Source organism: Rhizobium sp. NZLR11, assembly GCF_019685115.1.
GTDB lineage: Bacteria > Pseudomonadota > Alphaproteobacteria > Rhizobiales > Rhizobiaceae > Rhizobium.
The window spans coordinates 395575-419275 of record NZ_JABDWD010000002.1; the positions used below are offsets into that span (position 1 = coordinate 395575).

Below are 23701 nucleotides of genomic sequence, written 5' to 3' on the forward strand. Positions count from 1 at the left end.
GGCGTCTGCTCAGGAGAACGGCTCGGTCGGCCCCGTCGCGGGATTGGTAAACCAGCGCGGTCCCTCGGCGGTCATGTAGATATGGTCCTCCAGCCGAATCCCGAATTTTTCGGGAAAGACGATCATCGGCTCGTTGGAAAAACACATGCCGGCGGCAAGTGGCGTGTCGTTGCCGCGAACGATGTAGGGCTCCTCGTGGATCTCCAATCCGAGCCCATGACCGGCGCGGTGCGGCAATCCCGGCAGGCGGTAGTCGGGGCCGAGGGAATGTTTGGCAAGTACCTTGCGGGCGGCATTGTCGAGGCTCGAGCAGGCGGCGCCGATCCGGGCGGCGTCGAAGACGGCCTGCTGTGCCTCGCGTTCGATCCACCAGGCGCGTTCAAAGGCGCTGTTGCCGCCCTCCAGCATGTAAGTCCGGGTAATATCGGAATGATAACCGTCGATCCGGCAGCCGGTGTCGACGAGGATGACGTCGTCACGGCCAAGCACCTGATCGCCGTCGGCGCCATGCGGAAGCGCGGTCGCGGCGCCAAACGAGACGATGCAGAATGTCGAGCCGGAATCGGCGCCGGCCTGGCGATGCCGGTGATCGATGAAATCGACCACTTCGGATGATTTGATGCCGGGTTTCAACAGCGCATGCACCTGCCTGTGGACGTCGAGCGTCAGGTTCATCGCATATTGAATGAGCGCGATCTCGGCAGCCGATTTGATCCGACGCAGATCGCGGACCAGCCGTCCGCCATCGACAAGCCTTCCGGCGCCCATCGCCGCGGCCAGGGCGTGATAGAAGAAAAGCGGCAACCCATCATCGAGGGCGAGCCTGCCGCCTTGGCCGACAAGGCGCGCGATGAGCGCAGCGCTGCTCTCCTCCTCTTCGCAGACCAGGATTTCCCCCGGCAGATGCGGCAGGGTTTCGACGCGGCTGCGCTCGAAACCCGGAACGATGTAGGAAACCGCCGTCGGCGTAACGAGGGCGCCGAGAAACCTTTCGCTCGGATGCCCGACGAGCCCGGTGAAATAACGCAGGCTTTCGGTCGGTCCGAGAAGCATGCCAGCCAATCCGTGGACTTCGATCACTTGCCGAAGCCTGCTGAGGCGGCGCTGCCGCTCCTCATCGGTTATGCGGGGTACGGGGTGCTGCCACGACATTTCGTTTTCCTGCTCTTGCTGTGCGTGCTGACGGGGCCGGCGAGTGTGGACAGCCGCTGCCGGTCTTACCCATCAGCGCTATTTCGTATCGGACCGGGCCAGGCTGTTGCGGCTGACCAGCGACGGTGTCTGGAGAATATGCTCGGATGCGGTGCGACCTTCAATTCTGGAAATGAGGGCCTGGGTGGCAACCTGGCCGAGTTCCCTGCCCGACTGATCGATGCTGGCGAGATTGACAAGGCCGAGGGCTGCGGTCGATGAATTGTCGTATCCGATGACGGCGAGGTCCTCGGGCACGCGCACGCCCATCTCCATCGCCAGGCTGAGAAGCGTGATGGCGTCGAGATCGCTCCAGCAGAACACGGCGCGCGGCCTGTCTTGCCGCGACAGGAACTTTCGCATCGCCTCTTCCCGCTTTGGCGAGGCCATGGGAATTTTGACGATCGGCCCCGGCGAGCCGAGCCCGCCGCGCTGCATCGCCCGGCGGAACCCGATCTCACGCTGGCGGACGACGGAAACCGCGTGCCCCTCGCGCTCGCCGAGGCTCAGCATGCCGATATCGCGGTAGCCGCAGGCAAACAGCGCTTCGACGGCGATCTCCGCCCCCCGCTGGTCGTCGGCATTGATGGTATCGAAGGCCGTGGCGCTGGCATCGTGGTAACCGACCGTGACGATCGGTACCTGAACCGCAAATTTTGCGAGGATCTCCGAGGGCAGCCGCGGCGCAACCAGGATAAGGCCGTCCATCTTGTAGTCGATCATCGACTCGATCAACGAGGTCTCCAGTTGCACGCGCGCATCGCTGACGCCGATCATCGCCTGATAGTGCGACGGCGCCAGCACCCCGTTCACGCCGGCGATCACGTCGGGCAGGAAGGGGTTGCGGATGTCGATCAGCAGCACGCCGATGGTGAAACTCTGGCCGCGCAATCCGCGCGCCGCCCGCGAGGGGCGATATCCGAGCTCCCCGATGGCCTCGGTAACCTTTGCGCGCAGCGCTTCGCTGACGCCGTAGGCGTTCCGCATCACCTTGGAAACCGCCGCGACCGATACGCCTGCATGCGCGGCCACCGTTCGGATCGTCGCGCGATCGTTTCGTTGCGGCTTGTGTTTGTCTTCGACTGACATGAAATCCCGGGCTTGCGGCTACGGGTCGTCAATCGCCCGCAAAACCACCATGGCAGACCGGCAACGAAATTTCTATTGCGCTTTCGAAAAAAATGTAGAACGTTATACGGAGACCGTTCTACAAATCATTGGGAGGTTTTGATGAACTTTCAGCCGGCAGCCATCAGCGGCAACCGCGTTTCGCGCACCTGGTCGGGAGAGATGATCGCGCCGCTGTCGGATGGCGGCCAGGGAACGGCCGCAAGCTTCGTCGCCCAAACCTTCGAACATGACGGCTCCAAGCTTCCGGTCGAGCTGTTCATCTCGGCCCTCGGCCTCTATCGCTGCTTCATCAACGGCGCCCGGGTCGGCGACGACCTGCTGACACCCGGCTGGACGAATTACGACGATCGCCTTGCCTATCAGCGATATGACGTGTCGAACCTGCTCAAGCCAGGCCAGAACCGGATCGAGATCTGGCTTGCCGACGGATGGTACCGCTCGCCCTTGATGTGGGGCGCCAAGGCGATCGCGAACTGCTGGGGCGACAGAATCGGCGCCATCGCGGATCTCATCGGACCGGACGGCACCCTTCTTTCCACCGACACCACATGGCGGAGCGGTCTGTTGCCGATCCTGAAGTCGGGCATCTATTTCGGCGAGATCTACGATGCGCGCGCAGAAAATCTTGTAGGGACCCATGGCACCGAAAGATTGCCGTTCGACAGAGCGCTGCTCGTCGCCCATGAAACCGCGGCGGTGCGGGAATTGCCGCCGCTTGCCCCGATCGAAAGCTGGACCGACGAAGACGGCAGGACGGTTTACGATTTCGGTCAGAATGCCGGCGGTTATATCAGATATACGGTTCGGGGAGCTAGCGGTGCCGAAGTGCAGGTGGAGCATTCGGAAGTGCTCGGCCCCGACCGTCACTTCGACAATCGCAATTATCGCGCGGCCGTGGCGCAGACCGTCTATACACTGCGCGGAGACGGCGACGAGACCTACGCGCCGCATTTCACCTTTCAAGGTTTCCGCTATGCCAGGGTGACCATCACAGGCGATGCTGAGATTCTTGCAATCGCATCCATCCCGATCACGTCGGTGCCCGAGCCTGCCGGCGGCTTCACCTGCGGCAATCCCCTCGTCAATCGCCTCGTCGAGAACACCATCTGGTCGCAGCGCGCCAATTTCGTCGAAGTGCCCACAGATTGCCCGCAGCGCGACGAACGCCTGGGCTGGACGGGCGACGCCCAGGTATTTGCCGCAACCGCCTGCTGGCTGAGCGACAGCCAGTCTTTCCTGAAAAAGTATCTGCGCGATGTGATGGCCGACCAGCGCGAGGACGGCGCCGTCTCGCATTTTTCGCCGGATCCGACACGTCTGCATCCCGCCGATTTCCCGGGCTATGCCGGCTCGACCGGCTGGGGCGACGCGATTGTCGTCATCCCCTGGGTTCTCTACACCCATTACGGCGATCGGGCCGTGCTGTCCGAGTGCCTGGATTCCATGGTCCGCTGGGTCGATTTCGTCTGGTCGATCTCGGATGGTCCGCTGGTGCGCCCGCCGTCCCGCTGGGGCGATCGCGGCTTTACCTTCGGAGACTGGCTGCAGCCGGTCGGCGACAACAGAAAACCCCGTCCGACGATCGCCGACGACTGCGCGGCGACACTCTATCACTTCATCTCGACCGACCTTCTGGCGAAGATCGCAGCCGTTCTCGGCGAGCATAAGCTTGAAGATGAGATGAAGCGGCGGGCCGGCGAGATCCGGCGGGCCTTCGCCAACGAGTTCATCACGCCGGCGGGACGGCTGGCGCATAACGACCAGACGTCCTATGCGCTGGCCTTCCTGCACGATCTGATACCGGCAGAACATCGGCCAGCCGCCGAGCAGCATTTCCGTCAGGTGATCATCGATGCCGACTACAGGATCGGCACCGGCTTCATCGGCACACCTGCCCTGCTGCCGGCCCTGACGAAGCTCGGGATGGACGACCTGGCGGCAAAGGTCTTCCTGCAGGAAGACGTGCCAGGCTGGCTCTACCAGGTCTCGAAGGGGGCGACGACGATCTGGGAGCGCTGGGATTCGATGGCGCCGGACGGCACGATCTACGAACCCGACATGAACAGCTACAACCACTACGCCTATGGCGCCGTCTGCCAATGGCTGTTCGAATCCGTTGCCGGAATTTCGCCGAGCCCTGATGCACCCGGATTTGCCGAGGTGATCGTCGATCCCGCGCCGATTGCCGATCTCTCGCCGGTTGCGGCCCATCATGACATCGACCAGGGCCGCATCGAGGCCGGCTGGCATTGCACCGGCAACAAGGTCACCTATGTGCTGACCCTTCCGGAAGGATGCATCGGCCGCTTCCGGCCCGGGCGGCGGCACCGGAACCCGTCGCTCAACGGCGAGCCTGTCGTCGAGGAAGCCGTCCTTCCCCCGGGCACGCACCAGTTGGTTTTTTGGATACCGGATTCTTGAGGAGCATACACGTCACATCGTTCAGAGGAGGAACGTCATGACACATCGGATAAAGCTTATTCTCGCCGGCGCATCCGCGCTTTTGGCGTTGGTCGCGGCCGGCCCGTCGCATGCGGAAACGACGCTGTCGTTCCTGATCGACAACAACCCCGACACGGTCGCAGCGGCCGAAGCGCTGGTTGCCGCCTACCAGGCCAAGGCGCCTGACGTGACGATCGAAATCGAGCCGCGGGCGGGCGGTGGCGAGGGTGACAACATCATCAAGACGCGCCTGGCAACGGGCGAGATGTCCGATGTGTTCCTCTATAATTCCGGTTCGCTGCTGCAGGCGCTGAAGCCGGCGCAGACGCTCGTCGATCTGAGCGGGCTCGCGTCGCAGGCGAAGGTGGACGACGGCTTCAAGTCGGTGGTCAGCGCCGACGGCAAGCTCTACGGCGTTCCCTTCGGTACGGCGATGGCCGGCGGCATCCTCTACAACAGGAAAATCTACCAGGACCTCGGCCTCACCGTTCCGAAGACATGGGCTGATTTCATGGCCAACAACGCCAAGGTCAAAGCCTCAGGCAAGGTCGCCGTGGCGCAGACCTATCGCGATACCTGGACCTCGCAGCTATTCGTTCTGGCCGACTATTACAACCTGCACGCGGCGGTGCCGAACTTCGCCGCCGACTATACCGCCAACAAGGCGAAATACGCGGAAACGCCGGCGGCCATGAAAGGCTTCGAACGGCTGAAGGACATTCACGACGCCGGCCTGATGAACGAGGACTTCGGCGCGGCAAGCTATGACGACGGCCTGAGAATGGTGGCGACCGGCGAGGCCGCGCATTATCCGATGCTGAGCTTCGCAGTCGGCGCGCTCAAGCAGAATTATCCCGAGAACCTCGCAGATGTCGGGTTCTTTGCGCAGCCGAGCGACGATGCGGCGACGAACGGCCTGACGGTCTGGATGCCGCCGGCCCTTTATATTCCGCTGACCAGCCAGCACGCCGAGGAAGCGAAGAAATTCGTGGATTTCGCCGGAAGCGTCGAAGGCTGCAAGATCATGGTTGAAACCAACACCGTGCAGGGGCCTCCCTTGATCGACGGCTGCGATCTGCCTGCTGACGTACCGCCTGCGGTAAAGGACATGCTCCCCTATTTCGACGCCAAGGACAAGACGACCCCGGCGCTGGAATTCGTTTCGCCGGTCAAGGGGCCGGCCCTCGAGCAGATCACCGTCGAAGTCGGCTCCGGCATTCGCCAGCCGGCCGAAGCGGCGAAACTCTATGACGACGATGTGCGCAAACAGGCCAAGCAGCTCGGCCTGCCGAACTGGTAGCGGTCTTTCGAGACAACCTCGCTCCCGAGGGGCGAGGTTCCACCCGATCGAAGAGATAGATATGATCGAGACACGCCCCCGCTCGCGCAAATCGCCCTACCCGCTGTGGTTTTTCATTCCCGCCGCCATCATCTACGGCGTGCTGTTTCTGGTTCCGACGGTATCGTCTCTCTGGTTCAGCCTGACGCGCTGGGATCTTTCGACGGCCGAATTCATCGGGCTCGAAAACTTTCAGCAGTTCTTTTCCGAACCGTTCCTGGTCAGGGGGCTGGTCAACACGCTGATCTATGCCGTGACGACATCCGGCCTGAAGACGGTCTGCGGGCTGCTGCTGGCGGTGCTCTTGACCAGCAATATCTTCGCCCGCGGCTTCCTGCGCACGCTGGTCTTCTTTCCCGTCCTGGTCTCGACGATCGGCATCGGCATCACCTTCACCGTGATGATGCATCCGACCAAAGGCATCATCAATGTCACGCTCGAAACGCTCGGCATCCCAGGGCCGGGATGGCTCACCAATCCGGCGCTCGCGCTTTTTTCGGTGGCCCTGGTCGACCTCTGGAAGGGTGTCGGCCTCGCCACCCTGATCTTCATCGCCGGCCTTGCTGCGATCAGCCCCGACTATTATGAGGCGGCGAGAATTGACGGAGCCACGCGTCTTCAGCAATTTTTCCGGGTTACCCTGCCGCTTGTGCGTCCCGCCACCGTCACCGTCGTGACATTATCGCTGATCGGCGGGCTTCGCTCATTCGATCTGATATGGGCAATGACCCGCGGCGGGCCGGGTTTTTCCTCCGATGTGATCGCCTCGGTCATCTACAAGCAGTACCAGGCAGGCTTCTACGGTCTGTCGACCGCCGGAAACGTCATCCTGTTTGCGCTGATTGCCGCAATCATCCTGCCACTCACCCTATGGCTCAACCGGCGCGGGGTCGAAGAATGAGAAGCATCCGCCCTTATGTGACCGGCGCGATAGCCCTTGCCGTCGCTGCCGTCATCTTCGTCATGCCCTTCGTTTTCGTCGCTCTCCAGGCGGTCAAGTCGAAGTCCGAAGCGTCCCGCCTCGATTTCGAACTGCCTGCGCAGTGGCTGTTCTGGGACAATCTTGTCGCCGTCTTCAAGGCGCGCGATTATCAGCTGGTGCTTGCCTATTTCAATTCGACCCTGATCACCGTCGTCTCCGTCACCATCCTCATCCTGCTGTCGGCGATGGTCGGATATGTCATGCAGCGCCGCAAGACCGCCTGGAACAGGGTGGCATCCATTGCCCTTTTCATGGGGCTGATGATGCCGCCCGCCGTCGTTCCGACGATCGGCCTGCTGCAGGATATCGGCCTCTTCAAGACCATGACCGGGATGATCCTGATCCAGGTCGCCTATAATCTCTCGTTCTCGACCTTGCTCTACCGGTCGTTCATTTCGACCATACCGCGCGACCTCGACGAGGCGGCGCTGATTGACGGCGCAAAGCCCCGGCAGATTTTCTTCAGGGTGATCCTGCCGCTGCTGAAGCCGGTGACCGTCACCAACATCGTCGTGCAGTCGATTGCGATCTTCAACGATTTCACCAACCCGCTCTACTACCTGCCCGGCAAGGAGAACGTGACGGTGCAGCTGACACTCTATAATTTCCAGAGCATGTATACGAGCCAGTACAATCTTCTCTTCATGAACATCCTCCTCGTTACGATCCCGCCGCTGATCGTCTTCATCTTCTTCAACCGCCAGATCGTCGCGGGCATGACATCAGGCGCAGTCAAAGGGTAGTGGAATGGCTGAGCTCACTCTCAAACAGGTTCGCAAGAGCTTCGGCGCCCTCGAAGTCATCAAGGGGGTCGATCTGGAGGTTGCCTCCGGCGAGTTCGTCGTTTTCGTCGGCCCGTCTGGATGCGGGAAGTCGACGCTGCTGCGCATCATCGCCGGCCTGGAGGAGACGACGTCGGGCGCGCTGACCATCGGCGGCAAGGACGTGACCTATGCCGAACCCTCCGAGCGCGGCATTGCCATGGTGTTCCAGAGCTATGCGCTCTACCCGCATATGACCGTTGCCGAGAATATCGGCTTCGGACTTTCGCTTGCCCGCCGCCCGAAGGCGGAGATCGCCGAAAAGGTTGCTGCCACGGCCGAAACGCTGCAGCTCACCCATCTCTTGCAGAGAAAACCGAAAGCGCTCTCCGGCGGCCAGAGGCAGCGCGTCGCCATCGGCCGCGCGATCGTTCGCGATCCCCAGGTCTTCCTATTCGACGAACCGCTCTCCAATCTGGACGCGTCGCTTAGAGCTCAGATGCGTCTTGAGATCGCCGATCTTCACGCCCGCCTGAAGTCGACGATGATCTATGTCACCCACGACCAGGTCGAGGCGATGACGATGGCGGACAAGATCGTCGTGCTCAACGGCGGAGCAGTCGAGCAGATCGGCAGCCCGATGGAACTCTACCGCAATCCCGCGACACCCTTCGTCGCCGGCTTCATCGGCAGCCCGAAGATGAACCTCTATGGCGGCGAAACCGCACGGCGATTGAACTGCACAACCTACGGCATCCGTCCGGAACATATCAGGCTTTCGGAAGATGCCGGACAATGGCAAGGCAAGATCCGGCATGTCGAACGGCTCGGTGCCGATGCGATCCTCTATCTCGATGTCCCGGAACTCGGCGAGATGGTCGTGCGCGCTGAAGGCGAGACGCCGTTTGCGCCTGACATGACGGTCTGGGCAGACCCGGTCGAGGGAGCCGAACATCGGTTCTGAGGCCGGACCGAAGCCATCACGGCAAGCCGACGAAAATCCGTGTCACGCTTGTTTGTTCAAGAGAGCCGCCAGGTCCTCTTTGAGCCGGATCGGCAGATTCATCCGTTCGTGAAGAATGCTCATGACACCAAGATCACCGTTCTGAAGCTCCCGAAAGAACACATAGTGATGTTCATAGCGACCGAAATAGGCCGAACGCTGGATGTCTGCCGGAACCGCCAGACGTTGCGGAAGCTGTCGCCAGATCGACCGATCCTCGCATAAACGCCGCAAGAAGGCGTGCAGCCCGAGAATATAGGCGTCCGCCTGCTTCTCTCCCCACGCCTCGACCGTGTCACGCCAAATCTTGTCCTGCGCGACGTCGGCGCGCGGATAAAATCGATAGGCCATCACCATGCTTATCGGCGCTTGTTACGGCGGATGACGTCTTCGGCCGAAACGGCGACAAATTCGCTGTCTTCGGCCCGCATCGCGGGCGCAAGCTCCTTTTGCAGCATATCCCAGGCCTCATCACGGGTCTGCAGGTCGCGTCGAATGAGAGCACGAATATATTCGCTGGCGTTTTCATAGAGGCCGTCGTCGCCGACCTGCTGCTGGATATGATCCTGCAACTGCCCGCTGACCTTCACATGAATGCTACCCGATGCCATCGCCATACCCTTTCGTTCTTATTTATCATGGGTAGCGTAGCATATATTGTCAATATTCATCACACCCGCCTTCGCTCATCCGAGCGCATCCGTGGCTCAGAACCGGTCGGGACGCAGCGGCGCCAGATCGATGGCCGGAGTCCGTCCGGCGACAAGCTCAGAAACGAGATAGCCGGTCAAGGCGGACAATGTCAGGCCGAGATGGCCATGACCGAAGGCATAGGTGACGCGGGGCAAGCTGCGGGAGTTGCCGATGACGGGAAGCGAATCCGGCATGGATGGGCGAAAACCCAGCCACTCGTCGCTGCCTTCTCCGGCCGCCGGCAGGAGCTTTTTCACGCCCGCCCGGATCATTGCGGTCCGCCTGGGATTCAAGGGAGCGGCAAGCCCGCCGAGTTCCACCGTCCCGGCCGCACGCAGCCCGTCCGCCATCGGCACCATGTAGAAGCCGTGCTCGGGATAGCAGACCGGGCGCGACAAAAGATGACCCGCCTGCGGGAACAGGACGTGATAGCCGCGCTCGGTGTCGAGCAGCACGCGATCGCCGATCGATGCGGTGAGCTTGCGCGAATGGGCGCCGGCGGCGACGACGGCGTGGTCCGCAAGCATTCCCTTGCCCGCGATCCTGAGACCGATGCCGTCCGTGTGCGGCTCGATTGCCGAGACCTCGCCACAGACGATGTCTCCTCCGCCGTCTACAAAAGCCTGGGCGAGCGCGAAGGCGAGTTGTTTGGGGCTGGAAAACACATACGCGTCGCGGAACAGCACGCCCCTGTGGTAGAGCGGCGCGAGATTGGGCTCGATGCTGCGGATATCGGCTTGGCCCAACCGATCCATGGCGACGCCATGGCGTTCACGCAGATCGTTCTCGGCATTGGCCGCTCGGAATTGCGCTTCGGTCTTGTAGAGATAGAGGCAGCCGTCATGCCGCTTCAACCGCTCGGCGCCCGCCTGCATCACAAGCGGTTGCCAGGCGGCATCGGCGTGAGACAGCAGCACCGCCAATGTCGCGGCGATCCGCTCGACCTCGGCCTTCGTGCTCGATGCCAGGAAGGCGCGCAGCCACGGGACCAGTTGCGGCAGGTATTTCCAGACGATTGCCAGCGGACCGAGCGGATTGAGCAGCATGCCCGGCACGCGCCAGATGACGCCCGGTGTCGCGACGGGGACGACGCCGTGCGGCGCAAAGGTACAGGCATTCCCGTAGGAACAGGCCTGCCTGTAGGATGCGTCGCCCAATGGTGGCGCCGGATCGATGATCGTGACCCGGTGCCCCATTCTCTGCAGCCAGAGAGCCGAGCAGAGGCCGACCAGTCCCGCGCCGACGACTGCCACATGCCGCCGCTCGGCGTCGGGCAAGGGTGAAAGCTCGGGGAGCGGCGTGTGCATCGCCTAAACCAGGCCGGCCAGAGCGCGGGGACGATCGTTCAGCGTGGCGGCGATGATGCGCAGGGCCGTTGCCAGTTCGTCCCGCGACGATGCGCAGCCGACATTGACGCGAACGGCATGCTCGACCGGCTGGCGGTCGCAGGCAAAGGCGGTTGCAGCCATGACGGCAACGCCGTGAGCGCGCAGATTGGCGGCGAAATCCTCGCATCGCCACGGCGCCGGCAGTCTGAGCCACAGAAACATGCAGCGCGGATCGGCGGAGAAGGAATGGCCGGCGAGGATCGTCGTGACGATCGCGTGGCGCGCCCGCAGCTCTGCAAGCTGAGCCTTGAGGATCGCTTCGGCCGTGCCGTCCTCCAGCCAGCGAGTCGCCAGCAGTAGCGGCAGCGGAGAGGGCATCCAGGCAGTCGTGCGGACCGCCTCGGCAGAGAGCAGCGCGCGGCCGGGCGGGCAGGTCAGATAGCCGACGCGCAGACCCGGCGCCAAGGCCTTGGAGAGCGCGGAAATATGATAGGTCCTCGCCGGAGCAAGCGTGATCAGGGCGCTAGCGCGAGCCCCGAGCATCGGCCCATAGACATCGTCCTCGATGATGACGAGATCATGCTTTTCCGCGACCTCGACCAGTTCCCGCCGGCGGGCCTCGCTCATGGTGACGACGGTCGGGTTGTGCATCGAGGGAACCGTGAAGACGGCGCGCACCGGCTCGCGGCTGCAGATGTCGTCCAGTTCCGCCGCCGACATGCCCTCATCGTCGCTTCCAATGCCGATAATGCGGAAACGGAACATCTGGGCGAGCGCGATCAGGCCGTAATAGGTCAGCCGGTCGCAGACGATGGTGTCGCCGGGCTCTATCAGGCTGCTGATGACAGCCAGAAGAGCGTGCTGCGCGCCACTGGTGACCACGATATCGTCCTCGGACGGGTCGAAGCCGTTGAGCCTTATCCATTTCTTCGCCGCGTGACGCGCCCAGGCCGGCCCTTCCGGTGGCTGGTACTCCTGCATCTGGCGGAAGCGTTTGTCCGAGGACAGATCCGGCAGGGACTGGGCGAGGCGCTGCTGAAAATCGTCGACGGCCGGCCGGTTGACCGTCAAGTCGATGACGCCGGCCGGGCTCGCCGCCCGGTCGACCCGCGGCATGGCGCCGTCGCCAATGACGATCGTGCCGCGTCGGGTGCTGCCCATCACAAGATTAAGGTTCTGCAATTCGCGGTAGGCGCGCGTGACCGTGGAGACATTGAGCGACCGCTCCCGTGCGAGGTCACGCTGTGGCGGCAGCTGGCTGCCCGGAGGCAAGGCGCCCGAACGGATCCTCGCCTCGAGCTCGCTTGCAAGCTCCAGATAGGCCGGTATTCGCGCCTCCCGCTGCTGATTTGTCCGGGTTACTTCCGATCTTTCAGACATACAATTCCTGTAACAGGGATACAAATTCCATGTGCATCGTGCACCGCATTGGCTACCCGTGCTGCGATTCAACATCGTTTTGTGCCACATAGCACGCTTTTTCAGTATTTTCGAGATCCGTAGCCGCCACCGTACAAAATTATTTGTGTGGCTTGACAAGCGGAAATAGACCGAGACAATATAGACTAGCATCGAGACAAAGAGGCAGGGACCCGGCCGATGCAAACAGGAGGAATTCATGAGCGAGCGCTTCATTGCCTTCGAAGGCGTGCGTAAATCCTATGACGGCGTCAGCTATGTCGTGCGCGGCCTGGACCTCGATGTCGCCAAGGGCGAGTTTCTGACCCTTCTCGGTCCGTCCGGTTCCGGCAAGACCACGACCTTGATGATGCTGGCGGGCTTCGAGGCTCCGAGCAGCGGGACCATTACCCTTGCCGACACCAGGATCGACAGCGTTCCGCCACATCGCCGCAACATCGGCGTCGTATTCCAGAATTACGCGCTCTTCCCGCATATGACGGTCGGCGAGAACGTCGCCTTTCCACTGAAAATGCGCCGGCTCGGCAAAGCGGAAATTACCGAACGGGTTCGCCGCGCGCTCGACATGGTGCGCATGGCGAGTTTCGAAACGCGGCGGCCCAACCAGCTTTCGGGTGGACAGCAGCAACGCATCGCGCTTGCCCGCGCCCTGGTATTCGAGCCGCAGCTGGTGCTGATGGACGAGCCACTCGGTGCGCTCGATAAGCAGCTTCGCGAACATATGCAGCTCGAGATCAAGCATCTGCATGCCCGCCTCGGCATCAATGTCGTCTACGTTACCCACGACCAGAGCGAGGCGCTGACCATGTCGGATCGGGTCGGCGTGTTCAATGACGGCATCCTGCAGCAGATCGCGCCGCCGCATGCGCTTTACGAAACGCCGGCAAACCCTTTCGTCGCAACCTTTATCGGTGAGAACAATGCGATATCGGGCGAGATCGTCGCAATCGACAATGCGGTCTGCCGAATTCGCGCGCCTGACGGTTCGATCATCACCGGCCATGCCGGAGAAGGATTGAAGGAAGGCGCACGGGCAACTCTGGTTCTGAGGCCCGAGCGGATTCAGCTGTCGCCCGCAGCCGACGTTGCGAACCGGTTCACAGCCACGCTCAGGGAAATCATCTATCACGGCGATCATGTGAGGTTGCGCGTCTCAGCCTGCGGCTGCGATGACATCTTTGTCAAAGTTGCCGCCGCCCAGGACATTCCGGTTCAGGGATTAGGCTCGCATGCCCTCATCGGCTGGGCGCCGGAGGATTGCCGCGCGCTCGCGCTCTCCTGACCGAGTATTGATTCTTTCGTAAACGCAGCAACAAAAAGGGGAACCACCATGATGCGTTTCAACTGCATGCTTCTCAGTTCCGTCATGACTCTGGCAATCGCGGGAGCGGCGTTTGCCGAAGATACGCTGACCGTCACATCCTGGGGCGGCGCCTATACGAAGAGCCAGGAGGAGGCCTTTTTCAAGCCCTTCGCCAAGCAAACCGGCACCAAGATCCTTCAGGATGAATGGGACGGCTCGACCGCCAAGCTGAAGGGCATGGTCGAGACCGGCCAAGTAACCTGGGATGTCGTCGATGTCGAACCCAGCCATGCGCTGCAAGGCTGTGACGAAGGCTGGCTCGAAGCCATCGACTATTCGAAGCTCGGCGGCAAGGACGCCTTCATCGATGGCGCAGCGATGGATTGCGCGGTCGCGACGATCGTCTTCGGCACCATCTATGCCTATGACGCCGCCAAGTTTCCGAATGGCGGGCCGACAACCATGGCCGACCTGTTCGATACCGCCAAATTCCCAGGGCCGCGCGCCTTGCGCAAGTCGCCGAAGACCACGCTGGAATTCGCGCTGATTGCCGATGGCGTCAAACCGTCGGAAGTCTACGACGTGCTCGGGACGCCGGAGGGAGTCGATCGCGCCTTCAAGAAGCTCGACACGATCAAAAAGGATGTGAAGGTCTGGTGGACCGCCGGTGCGCAGCCGCCGCAGCTTCTCGCCGACGGTGAAGTCGTGATGACCACGGCCTGGAACGGCCGCATCTATGACGCCGTCAAGAACAGCGGCAAGAACTTCAAGATCGTCTGGGATGGCCAGGGAATGGACTTCAATCTCTGGGCCGAGCCGAAAGGCTCGAAGAACAAGGAACTGGCGGACAAATTCGTCGCCTTCACCGTCAATCCCGATGTGATGGCGCAGCAGTCGAAATATATCTCCTATGGCCCGACCCTGAAAGCGGCCATCGCCAAGGTTCCGCCGGACATTCTCGTCGATCTGCCGACAGCACCCGAGAACACCAAGACCGCATTCGTCGTCTCCTCCGAGTTCTGGGCCGACCATGATGAGGAATTGACCGAACGCTTCAATAAGTGGCTCGCACAGTAACCTCGTCGGGCGGGCGAGTGTCCCCCGGCTTCGCCCGCCCCTTTTCTCTACCGCAAAAAGGCAAGAGCGATGGTGACCGCGACAATGAATGAAGGCGACGGCTCGATGATTGCCGCCCGCATGCGGGTGAAAAGCCTCGGCAGTGCGAAAAGCAAGGCGCAGCTGCGAGCGCTGCTGCTGGTCGCGCCTTTGCTGATCTTCCTGCTGATCGTCTTCGTGCTGCCCATTGCCCTGTTGCTGACGCGCGCGGTTGACAACAGGGCAGCTTCGGCCGCCCTGCCCTACACGATGTCGGCTCTATCAGCCTGGGATGACCAATCCCCGCCGGACGAAGCGCTGTTTGCCGCCTTTGCTACCGATCTGAAACAATCGCCTCGCGACCAGATCGCCGAGGTGGCCAAGCGTCTCAACTATTATGAGACAGGCATGCGCTCGATGCTCTTGAAAACCGCACGCACGATCCGCAACGCCGAGCCGCCCTACAAGGCCGCTTTTGTTGCCATCGATCCCAAGTGGGATAGCCGGCATTACTGGACGATCATCAAGAATGCATCCCCACCCTTCACTGACTACTACCTGCTCGCCTCCCTCGACCTGGAGCGCGACGCGTCGGGCGCCATCGGCAGGGTCTCGGCGGAGAATGCGGTGCATGTCGACGTGCTGATCCGCACATTCGTCGTCAGCGCTTCGGTCACCGTAATTTGTCTGTTCCTCGGCTATCCCCTCGCCGCCCTGATCGCCCGGTCGAAAGGGGCGGTTGCCAATACGCTGCTGATCCTGGTGCTTTTGCCATTCTGGACCTCGCTTCTGGTCCGCACCAGCGCCTGGGTCGTATTGCTGCAGGGGCGCGGCGTGATCAACTCGGCACTCATCTGGTTTGGCCTGGTCGATCCCGCGCATCCCCTCGACCTGATCTACAATCGCATCGGCGTCCTGATCGCCATGACCCATATTCTGCTGCCCTTCATGGTGCTGCCGATCTACAGCGTCATGAAGAGCATACCCCCGGTCTATCTGAGGGCCGCCTCGTCGCTCGGCGCCCCGCCGGTATCGGCCTTCTTGCGCATATACCTGCCGATGAGCATGCCCGGTGTCAGCGCCGGCGGCTTGCTCGTCTTCATTCTGGCGCTCGGCTATTACATCACGCCGGCTCTGGTCGGTGGACCGGGAGACCAGATGGTGAGCTATTTCATCGCCTATTATTCCAACCAGGTCACGAACTGGGGCATGGCGGCGGCTTTGAGCACGATCCTGCTGGTGGCGGTGCTCATCCTCTACGCCGTTTACAATCGCATCGTCGGCATCGACAGGCTGAGGATAGGCTGATGACAAACTTCCTTTCTTTCCCGCGGCTGTTTTCGATTCTCTTGTGGCTGGTTGGCGGCCTGGTGATCCTGTTCCTGATCGCGCCGATCGTCGCGATCGTGCCGCTGTCCTTCAATGCCGAGCCGTTCTTCACCTATCCCATGCCCGGCCTGTCGCTGCGGTGGTATCGCGAATTCTTCGATTCCAACGTCTGGCAGCTGGCGCTGAGGAACAGCATCATCGTCGCCGTCTGCGCCACGCTTCTGTCGACCTTTCTCGGCACGCTTGCTGCGATCGGCCTCAGCCGGCCATCCTGCCCGGCGCGGGCAACGCTGACCGCGATCCTGATTTCGCCGATGATCGTGCCGGTCATCGTTTCGGCGGTCGGCATCTATTATGCCTTCGCTGCGGTCGGACTGCTCAACAGCCTGACCGGACTGGTGCTGGCCCATACGGCCATCGGTGCCCCCTTCGTGGTGATCACCGTGACGGCGACACTCGCAAGCTTCGATCACAATCTGATGCGAGCGGCATCCAGCCTCGGTGCAACCCCAGTCGAAGCGACGTTGCGCATCATGCTGCCGGTCATCGCCCCAGGGGTGGCATCCGGCGCCCTCTTCGCCTTCGTCACCTCGTTCGACGAAGTGGTGATCGCGCTCTTCATCGCCGGCTCCGAGGAACGCACGCTGCCGCGCCAGATGTGGAGCGGCGTGCGCGAAACGTTGAGCCCGACGATTGCCGCCGTCGCCACCCTCCTCATCCTGTTTTCGACGCTGTTCCTTGCCACGATCCAATGGCTGCAGCGCCGCGCCGAACGCCAGAAGATTGCGCATAGGGATTGATGAAGGAGTTGAACATGCAGATCGAGCGTTACGAAACCGGAAAGCGAATGAGCCAGGCCGTGACCTATGGCGGCTTCGTCTTCCTCGCAGGGCAGGTCGCAATCGACGCGCCGGGTGCGTCCGTCCGCGAGCAGACGACCAACATCCTGGCGCGGGTCACGCGGCTTCTGGACGGCGCGGGCAGCAATTCGACACGAATCCTCAGCGCAACGATCTGGCTTGCGGATATGTCGAGGTTCGAAGACATGAATGCCGTCTGGGATGCCTGGGTGCCTGCGGGCCATGCGCCGGCGCGCGCCACGGTCGAAGCAAGGCTCGCCGGGCCGGAATTCGCCGTGGAGATCGGCATCGTCGCAGCGATCAGGAACTGACGATCGGCCCCTGCTGGAAGGGACTGCCAACCCCTCGCCCACCTGCATGGCATAACCAGCGCGAGCGCTGAAAAGCGCTTGTCGTCGCGGCTCAACTCGATCGGCCGCCCTGAGCCCCGGGCGCAGTCGGTGAATTCAATGCCTGGCGTGACACCCTTAGTTGCAAAGCCGTGACAGTCGCCGACAACCCTTAAAAGAGCGGGTGAGCAACTTGCCTTTATACCATTTAGTCTTTAAGGACGCCCCAATTTCCAAGGCGCAGGACTGAACGAGCATGTCACATCACGAGAACACGTCTTCGGGGCTCGGTGTCACAGCCGGCGATCTGGATCGCTACTTCACATTTCTCCGCCACGCTCTTGTGAATACGACCGCCACGAGGGCAGCCGGAAAGCCGCTGGATTATGCGGCGGCAGTGACGGAATCCATGCAATTGGCCCGTGCCACGCACGATGCCGGCCGAAAGATCATGTTCATCGGCAACGGCGGCAGCGCGGCAATTGCCAGCCATATGGCGACGGACTACTCGTTCGACCGGATCTGTCGATAAGTTATTGAGTTTTATCGATAATTTCAGACGGAAAAAGCCTCTTTTTCTAGTGCTCCACGGCGTCTGTCGTCGGAGACTCTGCAGTGCTCAGATGTCCCTATCCGGGGGTGCGACGGAGTAATCCAACGTACTGAGACCCGGTGACACCGGACGGTTGGCTGGTAGCCTAGACTGGCCACAGTCCCAGGGAAGACGGGTATGGTGAACATATAGTGAACTACCGCAAGGTCCGTCATGTCGAAACGGCCAAACAAGGCTGATAGGCCGTGACCAAAAGGTATGTGGGGCAAGGGCAGTAGGTGAGTAGCTCCTGCCCAGCACTTGTAGCCCCCACCGGATTACGGGGTGGCACCTAACCTCGTCGTGTTCTGGAGAGAGAGGAACCGGGTAAGCCCCACGGACCCCGCGCAAGCGGTATCCCGACCGCAAGGAAGGGGGATGGTCTAGGGGGTAAAAGATGTCAGAGAAAGCGAAGGCCTCCTATTAATAGGGAGGATAGGTCCCCTTGCGGGAAATGGCCGGTCCCAAAGGACGCAGACTTCTGACTGGTGTCAACGGAAGCAAAACTAACGCGATGGCAGAACGGACTAAGACGTTAGACGGCAATGCCGAACGGATAGCCCGACGACCTATTAACACTTGGAACCAGGTCAATTGGGCCAGTGTTGATATGGAAGTACGCCGGATGCAAGAGCGTATCTTCCGGGCTGCAAAGAACAGTGAGCACGCGAAGGTCAAGAACCTCCAAAAGCTCATGATGCGATCCTTCCATGTGAAAGCTGCGGCGGTCCGTCAGGTCACGCAACTCAACTCGGGTAAACACACCGCAGGTGTGGATGGCTACGTCTGTTCCACAGATGCCGAGCGCATGGACCTCTTGAAGAACGGTCTGAGTTTCGACGGGTACCGAGCCTCACCAGTGCGACGGGTCTACATACCCAAAAGCAATGGCAAGCTACGGCCGCTCGGAATACCAACTGTGAAGGACCGGGTGATGCAGGCGATTGTCAAGTTCGCCCTGGAGCCAGAATGGGAGAGCCGTTTCGAGGCGAACTCATATGGTTTCAGGCGGGGACGGTCGGCCCATGATGCGGTCAAAGCCATCTGGCTGGCCGCAAATAAAACTGGCGCAAGCCAGTGGGTGTTGGATGCCGACATCAGTGCGTGCTTCGACATGATCGACCACGATGCACTGATAGCGCTCCTCCCTGAACACTTCCATGACATCGTTCTCCGGTGGCTCAAAGCCGGGGTGGTGGAACTCGGGACGAGAAAGGACAGCGAAGCGGGAACGCCGCAAGGAGGGATCATCTCTCCCTTGTTGGCGAACATCGCGCTCAACGGGATGGAACGGCTCTTCGGGGCTGAATACCCTAGCGGTAAACCAAAACCTCCCAGAAAGCGAAGTGGTCCCAATCACGGTGTTAATCTCATCCGATACGCCGACGACTTTGTCGTGTTTTGCCCTTCGCAGGAAGTAGCGGAACAGTACGTCCTCCCAAAGCTGGGGGAATTTCTAGCCGAAAGAGGACTGGAACTGAGCGAAGCGAAGACCAAGCTGGTCCATATCAGCGAGGGTTTTAATTTCCTCGGCTTCAACCTCAGAACGATGTCCGGGAAGGTGCTGGTGAAACCTCAGAAGGAAAAGGTCTTGGATCATCTGAGACAGATTTCCACCTACCTGAGAAGCAATCGGCAGCTCCGGACAGTATCGATGGTCACGAACCTCAACCTCGTTATACGGGGTTGGTCTCTTTACTATCGCTACGTCGTCGCCAAACGCACGTTTGCGACAGTCGACAACGCTCTATGGCCCATGATCTATAAATGGGCCAAGCGCCGACACCCTCAGAAGCCGCACAAGTGGGTGGCACGGCACTATTTCAAAAATGGTGTTGGTTCCCGCCAATGGCAGCTTAATGACGGAAAACGCGGGCTGCTCAAACACGACTTCTTCAAGATTCTTCGCTGGGTAAAAGTGAAAGGTCGAGCCTCCCCCTTCGACCCAGACCTCAGGATATACTGGGAGCTGCGTCGCAAGGAGAAGCACCTCCGAAGTCGCATTACTGCGTAGCCAGATGCTTGAGCCGTGTGTGGGGAAACTCGCTTGCACGGTTCTTAGAGGGGGGTGCCACCGTGAGGTGGTGCCCCCACTCGATGAAAAACGGTGGGCTGCGCGCGATGGCGATGAACGATGGCGCAACGCTGACATGCCTGTCCAACGATCTCGGATATGATAATGTGTTCGCGACGCAGATCGACATGCACGCGAGCGAAGGTGATCTGCTGGTGGCAATCAGCAGCTCTGGGAGATCGGAAAGCATTACCCGGGCCGTCCGTACGGCACGCGCCAAAGGCTGCGCCATTATGACTTTGAGCGGGTTCGCGCCAGGCAATCCGCTGCGCGACCTGGGTGACCTGAACTTTTATGTCGCTTCCGATCAATATAGTTATGTGGAGATCGCGCATCTGGCGATCTGCCATGCCGTATTGGATTTTTCCTGCGGACTTGTGCCGCCTACCCTTTCTTAAAGAGCCGTTTCACGCGCATGAATTTCCCCCGCATCCACGATCCGGAATTGACGCTTCTGACGCCCGACGATGATGTCGCCAATCCTGAAGTGACGATTCTTGTTCCTTCTCTCAACGAGGAATTGACGATTGGAACCTTCGTCGACTGGTGCCGCGAGGGTATTGCGGCAAGCGGTGCGGCTGTCGAGATCCTCATCGTCGACAGTTCGACCGATCGCACACCCGAAATCGCCCGCGACAGGGGCGCCCGCGTGTTGCGGACACCAAAGCGCGGTTTGGGCAGAGCTTACATCGATGCCATTCCATTCGTGCGCGGCAAGTTCATCATCATGGGCGATGCGGACTGCACCTACGACTTTCGGCAGATAGCGCCGTTTATCGAGGCCTTTCGGAAGGGCTACGACTTCGTGATGGGCTCTCGGTTCAAGGGCTCGATCGAAGACAACGCGATGCCGCCGCTGCATCGCTATTTCGGAACGCCACTGACCACGTGGATCCTCAATCGGATGTTCAGCAGCCGCTTTTCCGACATCCATTGCGGCATGCGGGGCATCAGCGTCGATGCCTTGCTGCGCATGGATCTTCGGTCGCAAGGATGGGAATATGCGTCGGAGATGGTGCTGAAGTCCGTGCATATGGAGCTGCCGACCACCGAAGTGCCGATCCACTTCCTGAAAGATCCGGACGGTCGGCTGAGCCATATGAAGCGGCGGGGTTGGATGGAGCCGTGGCGCGCAGGCTGGCGCAATCTCCAGGCAATGTTCGTCTACGGGTTTGATTTCTTTCTCATCTGGCCGGGCTTCCTGCTTCTGGCCCTCGGCTTGATAATTATGCTGCCCCTGCTCGCCGGGCCTATGTCCATTGCCGGTGTGCGGTTCTCGTCCAATGCCATGCTGTTTTCCATGGCCCTGGCCGTACTTGGTCAATCCATGCTGGTTTCGGCGGCAATCGGACGAGTGATTTTCGACTATTCGGGACGCGCGCAGGCCCGTTTCGAGCGGATTCTGCCTTACAATGCAACGATCTGGGGATCGGTTATCGCCGTTCTGGCAGGTGTTTTGTTGGCGGTTCCGCTCTTCGATTCCTATGTCGGAAACGGATACGTGCTGCCTGAGATCGGCGTCGAGACCAACTGGGCCGTCTTCGGGCTCTGGCTCATCATTACGGCGTTTCAGATCTTTATATCAGGGCTCATGATAAGAGCACTTGGGGTCATGCTGCCCCTCAAGAAGCCTGTGCCTCCTCTCGCGGGATAGGAGCCACGAAAGGGGCGATAATGATCGTAGGCTGGTGCACGGTTCTCTCCACAATTTTATGGGGCCTCGTGGTCGACAGAGGCATCGTTGCTTGGCTCAACCGGCGTTGCGATCAGCCCTTGCGGGACGGTACTGACTTTCTATTAAGCGGTATTCTGCCGTCCCTGGCGATCGCCGGCGGCGCGGCTACCATCCTTGGCGCATTTCACGGGCGGGGAGAGCCTCAGGCTTCTGAACTTGAACTTGAATGACCCGATGACTGCGCTTGCTGGCGAATTCGGCCAAACAGGCGAGGAGCGATCGCGGAGTGAAGCGCGGGCTCTGCTGCAATATCTCGACGCAACAGCCACGGAAATGCAACTCCAGCGGCTTTGCGAAGGGCTTCGGCGCGAAGGGCTGTCGCCGCTCGGTCTTTCCACGACGGTGATCAGGCATCCGCGCCTGCTGGCGCTCTTCGAGCCGTCGGCCAATCGGACGCAGCATCGCCTCGCGCGAGCCCTCTACCTGGCTGACCTCGCGAGCGAACCGGAGAGGCATGCAGGCCACAAGGCCGGGTTTTTCGGCGCAGCATTGACCATCGCCAGCGATGTCCTGCTCTTTCCGCTCCGCGCGCTTTTGGCCGGGAAATATCGATGAATACGCCCGACGCCGACTTCATCATCATCGGCAGCGGTCCTGCGGGCGTCTCCGCTGCGTTTCCGCTGATAGCGGCCGGCCGTCGAGTTCTGATGCTGGATGCCGGCGATGACGCCGGATCGCAGGAGGAAAACCGCAGCGTCCGCGTCCTGGGAAGCGATCTGGAATCGCTGCGTGCCGACGATGGCAGCTCGCCGAAACTGCAAACCCCTGCGTCACGCGGGATTCTCGAACGGTTCAAACGCGTGTCCGGAATCTCAGGCGTTGGCTTCAACCCGATTGGCAGCCTCGCGCGCGGCGGGCTCTCCAATATCTGGGGTGCGCAAGTCAGCTATCTCGACGCTAGGGATATCGCGGATTGGCCGATCGACCTCGCTTCCCTGCAGAACTCTTACGAGCGGGTATCCCAACGCATCGGGATAAGCAGCAATGCCGATGTTACGATCCACGCCAACGGCCGGGCCAGCCTACCGCTTGGTGCGACAGCCGTCCATGTTCTTCGTCGACACGAGGCCGCACAGCCGGCGGATCGGTCGTTTCGGCTATTTCCCGCCGTCAATGCCATACTCTCCAAAGCGCAGCCTGGACGTGCGGCATGCGATCTGCGCGGCGACTGTCTCTACGGTTGCCCGAGCGGTGCGATCTATAACAGCAGGCAGGACCTGCTTGCGTTGCGCAGATCACCGCATTTTCGTTTGCTCGACAACATGCGGGCCGTCTCGTTGACACGCGGCTCGGGCTGGACGGTCGAAACGGCGGATGGATCGTCATTTTCCGCACCGCGGATCATTCTTGCCGCAGGGGTGCTGGGAACGGCCGCCCTGCTCACCGATCTCCTGCCGATTGGCGAGGAGGGATTGCGTCTCCTGAACAGTCCCACGCTGGCTATTCCTCTGCTCTCTCCCGCGAGATTGCTGCGTTCGGCGACGCCGACGCACAGCCTTGCGCAGCTCGGATTGTCTCTGCGCTATGGCGATAGCCCATCCGATTACGTGACGGGAGCGGTCTATGAAGTCGGCTCCCTGCCGGCGCAGAGTTTCGTCAACAGGATGCCGCTCGGCCGAAAGGCCGGGCGAGCCGCGTTCGAACTTATTGCCGGAAGCCTCCTCGTCGCGACGATCTACTATCCCGGCGATCAAAGCCGGAGCTACATTCATCGCGAGGTAACGGCGAAAAAAGGACTGACGGTCCGCGGCGGTTTCGCGGAAGGTTTCGACATCCGCGCCGAGGCTTTGAAAAACGCGCTTCGCCGTGAATGGAAACGGTTGGGGCTCATTCAGCTCCCGGGCGCATCGCTGGCGGAGCCGGGTATCGACGCCCATTTCGCCGGCACTCTGCCTATGGGCGAAGCCGGGCCATTTGGCACCTCCTCGGACGGCGAACTGAATCTCCATCCGGGTCTCTACGTCGTCGACGGCTCCATTCTTCCCGATCTGTCTTCGAAATACGTCACGATGACGATCATGGCCAATGCCGATCGCATCGCCCACCGTCTCGCCGAAATGGAAGCAGCCTCGGCGCTCTGAAATCCGCTGCCTCT

At 61.0% G+C, this 23701-nt stretch carries 20 protein-coding genes and 3 pseudogenes; 17 read left to right on the forward strand and 6 right to left on the reverse strand.

The genetic code is table 11. The features are described from left to right. Positions 1 to 9: 9 nt before the first annotated feature. Positions 10 to 1152, reverse strand: coding sequence for a Xaa-Pro peptidase family protein (locus HJB83_RS05675; protein WP_221114982.1), 1143 nt, complete (start codon positions 1150 to 1152; stop codon positions 10 to 12). A 78-nt stretch (positions 1153 to 1230) separates the two neighbouring features. Further along, complete coding sequence (locus HJB83_RS05680; protein ID WP_221114983.1) at positions 1231 to 2280, reverse strand: LacI family DNA-binding transcriptional regulator; 1050 nt, start codon at positions 2278 to 2280, stop codon at positions 1231 to 1233. Between the two features lie 141 nt (positions 2281 to 2421). Between HJB83_RS05680 and HJB83_RS05685 the strand changes: the two genes are divergently transcribed. The 5 genes from HJB83_RS05685 to HJB83_RS05705 all read left to right on the forward strand — a co-directional run bounded on the left by HJB83_RS05685 (position 2422) and on the right by HJB83_RS05705 (position 8810). Next, positions 2422 to 4743, forward strand: a complete 2322-nt coding sequence (locus HJB83_RS05685) for an alpha-L-rhamnosidase (RefSeq protein ID WP_221114984.1) — start codon at positions 2422 to 2424, stop codon at positions 4741 to 4743. Between the two features lie 37 nt (positions 4744 to 4780). Further along, positions 4781 to 6064 (forward strand): ABC transporter substrate-binding protein, encoded by a 1284-nt coding sequence (locus HJB83_RS05690; protein WP_221114985.1) that lies wholly within the window; start codon positions 4781 to 4783, stop codon positions 6062 to 6064. A 61-nt stretch (positions 6065 to 6125) separates the two neighbouring features. Next, the gene (locus HJB83_RS05695) at positions 6126 to 7004 is read left to right on the forward strand and encodes a carbohydrate ABC transporter permease (protein ID WP_207584865.1); all 879 of its coding nucleotides are present in this window, start codon (positions 6126 to 6128) and stop codon (positions 7002 to 7004) included. Beyond that, entirely contained in the window at positions 7001 to 7828 is an 828-nt protein-coding gene (locus HJB83_RS05700; RefSeq protein WP_207584864.1) for a carbohydrate ABC transporter permease, read from the forward strand. The genes HJB83_RS05695 and HJB83_RS05700 overlap by 4 nt, the downstream gene beginning before the upstream one ends. A gap of 4 nt (positions 7829 to 7832) precedes the next feature. Next, the gene (locus HJB83_RS05705; RefSeq protein WP_207584863.1) at positions 7833 to 8810 is read left to right on the forward strand and encodes an ABC transporter ATP-binding protein; all 978 of its coding nucleotides are present in this window, start codon (positions 7833 to 7835) and stop codon (positions 8808 to 8810) included. A 42-nt stretch (positions 8811 to 8852) separates the two neighbouring features. Here the strand turns inward: HJB83_RS05705 and HJB83_RS05710 are convergent, their stop codons facing one another. From HJB83_RS05710 to HJB83_RS05725, 4 genes are all read right to left on the reverse strand, one after another. Then, positions 8853 to 9203, reverse strand: a complete 351-nt coding sequence (locus HJB83_RS05710; protein ID WP_221115168.1) for a type II toxin-antitoxin system RelE/ParE family toxin — start codon at positions 9201 to 9203, stop codon at positions 8853 to 8855. 5 nt (positions 9204 to 9208) lie between these two features. Further along, entirely contained in the window at positions 9209 to 9460 is a 252-nt protein-coding gene (locus HJB83_RS05715) for a transcriptional regulator (protein ID WP_097621406.1), read from the reverse strand. Positions 9461 to 9556: 96 nt separating this feature from the next. Beyond that, positions 9557 to 10849 (reverse strand): FAD-binding oxidoreductase, encoded by a 1293-nt coding sequence (locus HJB83_RS05720; protein ID WP_221114986.1) that lies wholly within the window; start codon positions 10847 to 10849, stop codon positions 9557 to 9559. 3 nt (positions 10850 to 10852) lie between these two features. Continuing rightward, positions 10853 to 12250 (reverse strand): PLP-dependent aminotransferase family protein, encoded by a 1398-nt coding sequence (locus tag HJB83_RS05725; protein ID WP_221114987.1) that lies wholly within the window; start codon positions 12248 to 12250, stop codon positions 10853 to 10855. Positions 12251 to 12488: 238 nt separating this feature from the next. Here HJB83_RS05725 and HJB83_RS05730 point away from each other — a divergent pair, with 238 nt between their 5' ends. The 12 genes and pseudogenes from HJB83_RS05730 to HJB83_RS05780 all read left to right on the forward strand — a co-directional run bounded on the left by HJB83_RS05730 (position 12489) and on the right by HJB83_RS05780 (position 23687). Then, positions 12489 to 13571, forward strand: a complete 1083-nt coding sequence (locus HJB83_RS05730) for an ABC transporter ATP-binding protein (protein WP_221114988.1) — start codon at positions 12489 to 12491, stop codon at positions 13569 to 13571. 48 nt (positions 13572 to 13619) lie between these two features. Continuing rightward, entirely contained in the window at positions 13620 to 14669 is a 1050-nt protein-coding gene (locus HJB83_RS05735; protein WP_221114989.1) for an ABC transporter substrate-binding protein, read from the forward strand. A 69-nt stretch (positions 14670 to 14738) separates the two neighbouring features. Further along, the gene (locus HJB83_RS05740; protein ID WP_221114990.1) at positions 14739 to 15995 is read left to right on the forward strand and encodes an ABC transporter permease; all 1257 of its coding nucleotides are present in this window, start codon (positions 14739 to 14741) and stop codon (positions 15993 to 15995) included. Beyond that, positions 15995 to 16816, forward strand: a complete 822-nt coding sequence (locus tag HJB83_RS05745; protein ID WP_221114991.1) for an ABC transporter permease — start codon at positions 15995 to 15997, stop codon at positions 16814 to 16816. The genes HJB83_RS05740 and HJB83_RS05745 overlap by 1 nt, the downstream gene beginning before the upstream one ends. A gap of 14 nt (positions 16817 to 16830) precedes the next feature. Then, a complete protein-coding gene (locus HJB83_RS05750; protein ID WP_221114992.1) occupies positions 16831 to 17187 on the forward strand; it encodes a RidA family protein in 357 nt (118 codons plus the stop codon). Positions 17188 to 17461: 274 nt separating this feature from the next. Continuing rightward, positions 17462 to 17716 (forward strand): annotated as a pseudogene (locus tag HJB83_RS05755) (phosphoheptose isomerase); the annotation flags it as partial. Between the two features lie 535 nt (positions 17717 to 18251). Next, complete coding sequence (gene ltrA / locus HJB83_RS05760) at positions 18252 to 19811, forward strand: group II intron reverse transcriptase/maturase (protein ID WP_259671295.1); 1560 nt, start codon at positions 18252 to 18254, stop codon at positions 19809 to 19811. 86 nt (positions 19812 to 19897) lie between these two features. After that, positions 19898 to 20269, forward strand: a pseudogene (locus HJB83_RS05765) (SIS domain-containing protein); the annotation flags it as partial. A 17-nt stretch (positions 20270 to 20286) separates the two neighbouring features. Next, positions 20287 to 21525, forward strand: a complete 1239-nt coding sequence (locus HJB83_RS05770; protein ID WP_207584853.1) for a glycosyltransferase family 2 protein — start codon at positions 20287 to 20289, stop codon at positions 21523 to 21525. 20 nt (positions 21526 to 21545) lie between these two features. Next, positions 21546 to 21737, forward strand: a pseudogene (locus HJB83_RS34565) (hypothetical protein); the annotation flags it as partial. Between the two features lie 43 nt (positions 21738 to 21780). Next, positions 21781 to 22161 carry a hypothetical protein gene (locus HJB83_RS05775; protein ID WP_246762844.1) on the forward strand — a complete coding sequence of 127 codons (381 nt, stop codon included), beginning with the start codon at positions 21781 to 21783 and terminating at the stop codon, positions 22159 to 22161. Continuing rightward, a complete protein-coding gene (locus HJB83_RS05780; RefSeq protein ID WP_221131399.1) occupies positions 22158 to 23687 on the forward strand; it encodes an FAD-dependent oxidoreductase in 1530 nt (509 codons plus the stop codon). Before HJB83_RS05775 ends, HJB83_RS05780 begins: the two co-directional genes overlap by 4 nt. Positions 23688 to 23701 lie beyond the last annotated feature (14 nt).

Bases quoted from the DNA above. Each gene is read 5' to 3' on its own strand.
- HJB83_RS05730 (WP_221114988.1), top strand. From the start codon at position 12,489: ATGAGCGAGCGCTTCATTGCCTTCGAAGGCGTGCGTAAATCCTATGAC.
- HJB83_RS05780 (WP_221131399.1), top strand. From the start codon at position 22,158: ATGAATACGCCCGACGCCGACTTCATCATCATCGGCAGCGGTCCTGCG.
- HJB83_RS05675 (WP_221114982.1), bottom strand. From the start codon at position 1,152: ATGTCGTGGCAGCACCCCGTACCCCGCATAACCGATGAGGAGCGGCAG.
- HJB83_RS05775 (WP_246762844.1), top strand. From the start codon at position 21,781: ATGACTGCGCTTGCTGGCGAATTCGGCCAAACAGGCGAGGAGCGATCG.
- HJB83_RS05745 (WP_221114991.1), top strand. From the start codon at position 15,995: ATGACAAACTTCCTTTCTTTCCCGCGGCTGTTTTCGATTCTCTTGTGG.
- HJB83_RS05705 (WP_207584863.1), top strand. From the start codon at position 7,833: ATGGCTGAGCTCACTCTCAAACAGGTTCGCAAGAGCTTCGGCGCCCTC.
- HJB83_RS05725 (WP_221114987.1), bottom strand. From the start codon at position 12,250: ATGTCTGAAAGATCGGAAGTAACCCGGACAAATCAGCAGCGGGAGGCG.
- HJB83_RS05735 (WP_221114989.1), top strand. From the start codon at position 13,620: ATGATGCGTTTCAACTGCATGCTTCTCAGTTCCGTCATGACTCTGGCA.
- HJB83_RS05680 (WP_221114983.1), bottom strand. From the start codon at position 2,280: ATGTCAGTCGAAGACAAACACAAGCCGCAACGAAACGATCGCGCGACG.
- HJB83_RS05695 (WP_207584865.1), top strand. From the start codon at position 6,126: ATGATCGAGACACGCCCCCGCTCGCGCAAATCGCCCTACCCGCTGTGG.
- HJB83_RS05770 (WP_207584853.1), top strand. From the start codon at position 20,287: ATGAATTTCCCCCGCATCCACGATCCGGAATTGACGCTTCTGACGCCC.
- HJB83_RS05685 (WP_221114984.1), top strand. From the start codon at position 2,422: ATGAACTTTCAGCCGGCAGCCATCAGCGGCAACCGCGTTTCGCGCACC.
- HJB83_RS05720 (WP_221114986.1), bottom strand. From the start codon at position 10,849: ATGCACACGCCGCTCCCCGAGCTTTCACCCTTGCCCGACGCCGAGCGG.
- ltrA (WP_259671295.1), top strand. From the start codon at position 18,252: ATGGCCGGTCCCAAAGGACGCAGACTTCTGACTGGTGTCAACGGAAGC.
- HJB83_RS05700 (WP_207584864.1), top strand. From the start codon at position 7,001: ATGAGAAGCATCCGCCCTTATGTGACCGGCGCGATAGCCCTTGCCGTC.
- HJB83_RS05750 (WP_221114992.1), top strand. From the start codon at position 16,831: ATGCAGATCGAGCGTTACGAAACCGGAAAGCGAATGAGCCAGGCCGTG.
- HJB83_RS05740 (WP_221114990.1), top strand. From the start codon at position 14,739: ATGGTGACCGCGACAATGAATGAAGGCGACGGCTCGATGATTGCCGCC.
- HJB83_RS05690 (WP_221114985.1), top strand. From the start codon at position 4,781: ATGACACATCGGATAAAGCTTATTCTCGCCGGCGCATCCGCGCTTTTG.
- HJB83_RS05715 (WP_097621406.1), bottom strand. From the start codon at position 9,460: ATGGCATCGGGTAGCATTCATGTGAAGGTCAGCGGGCAGTTGCAGGAT.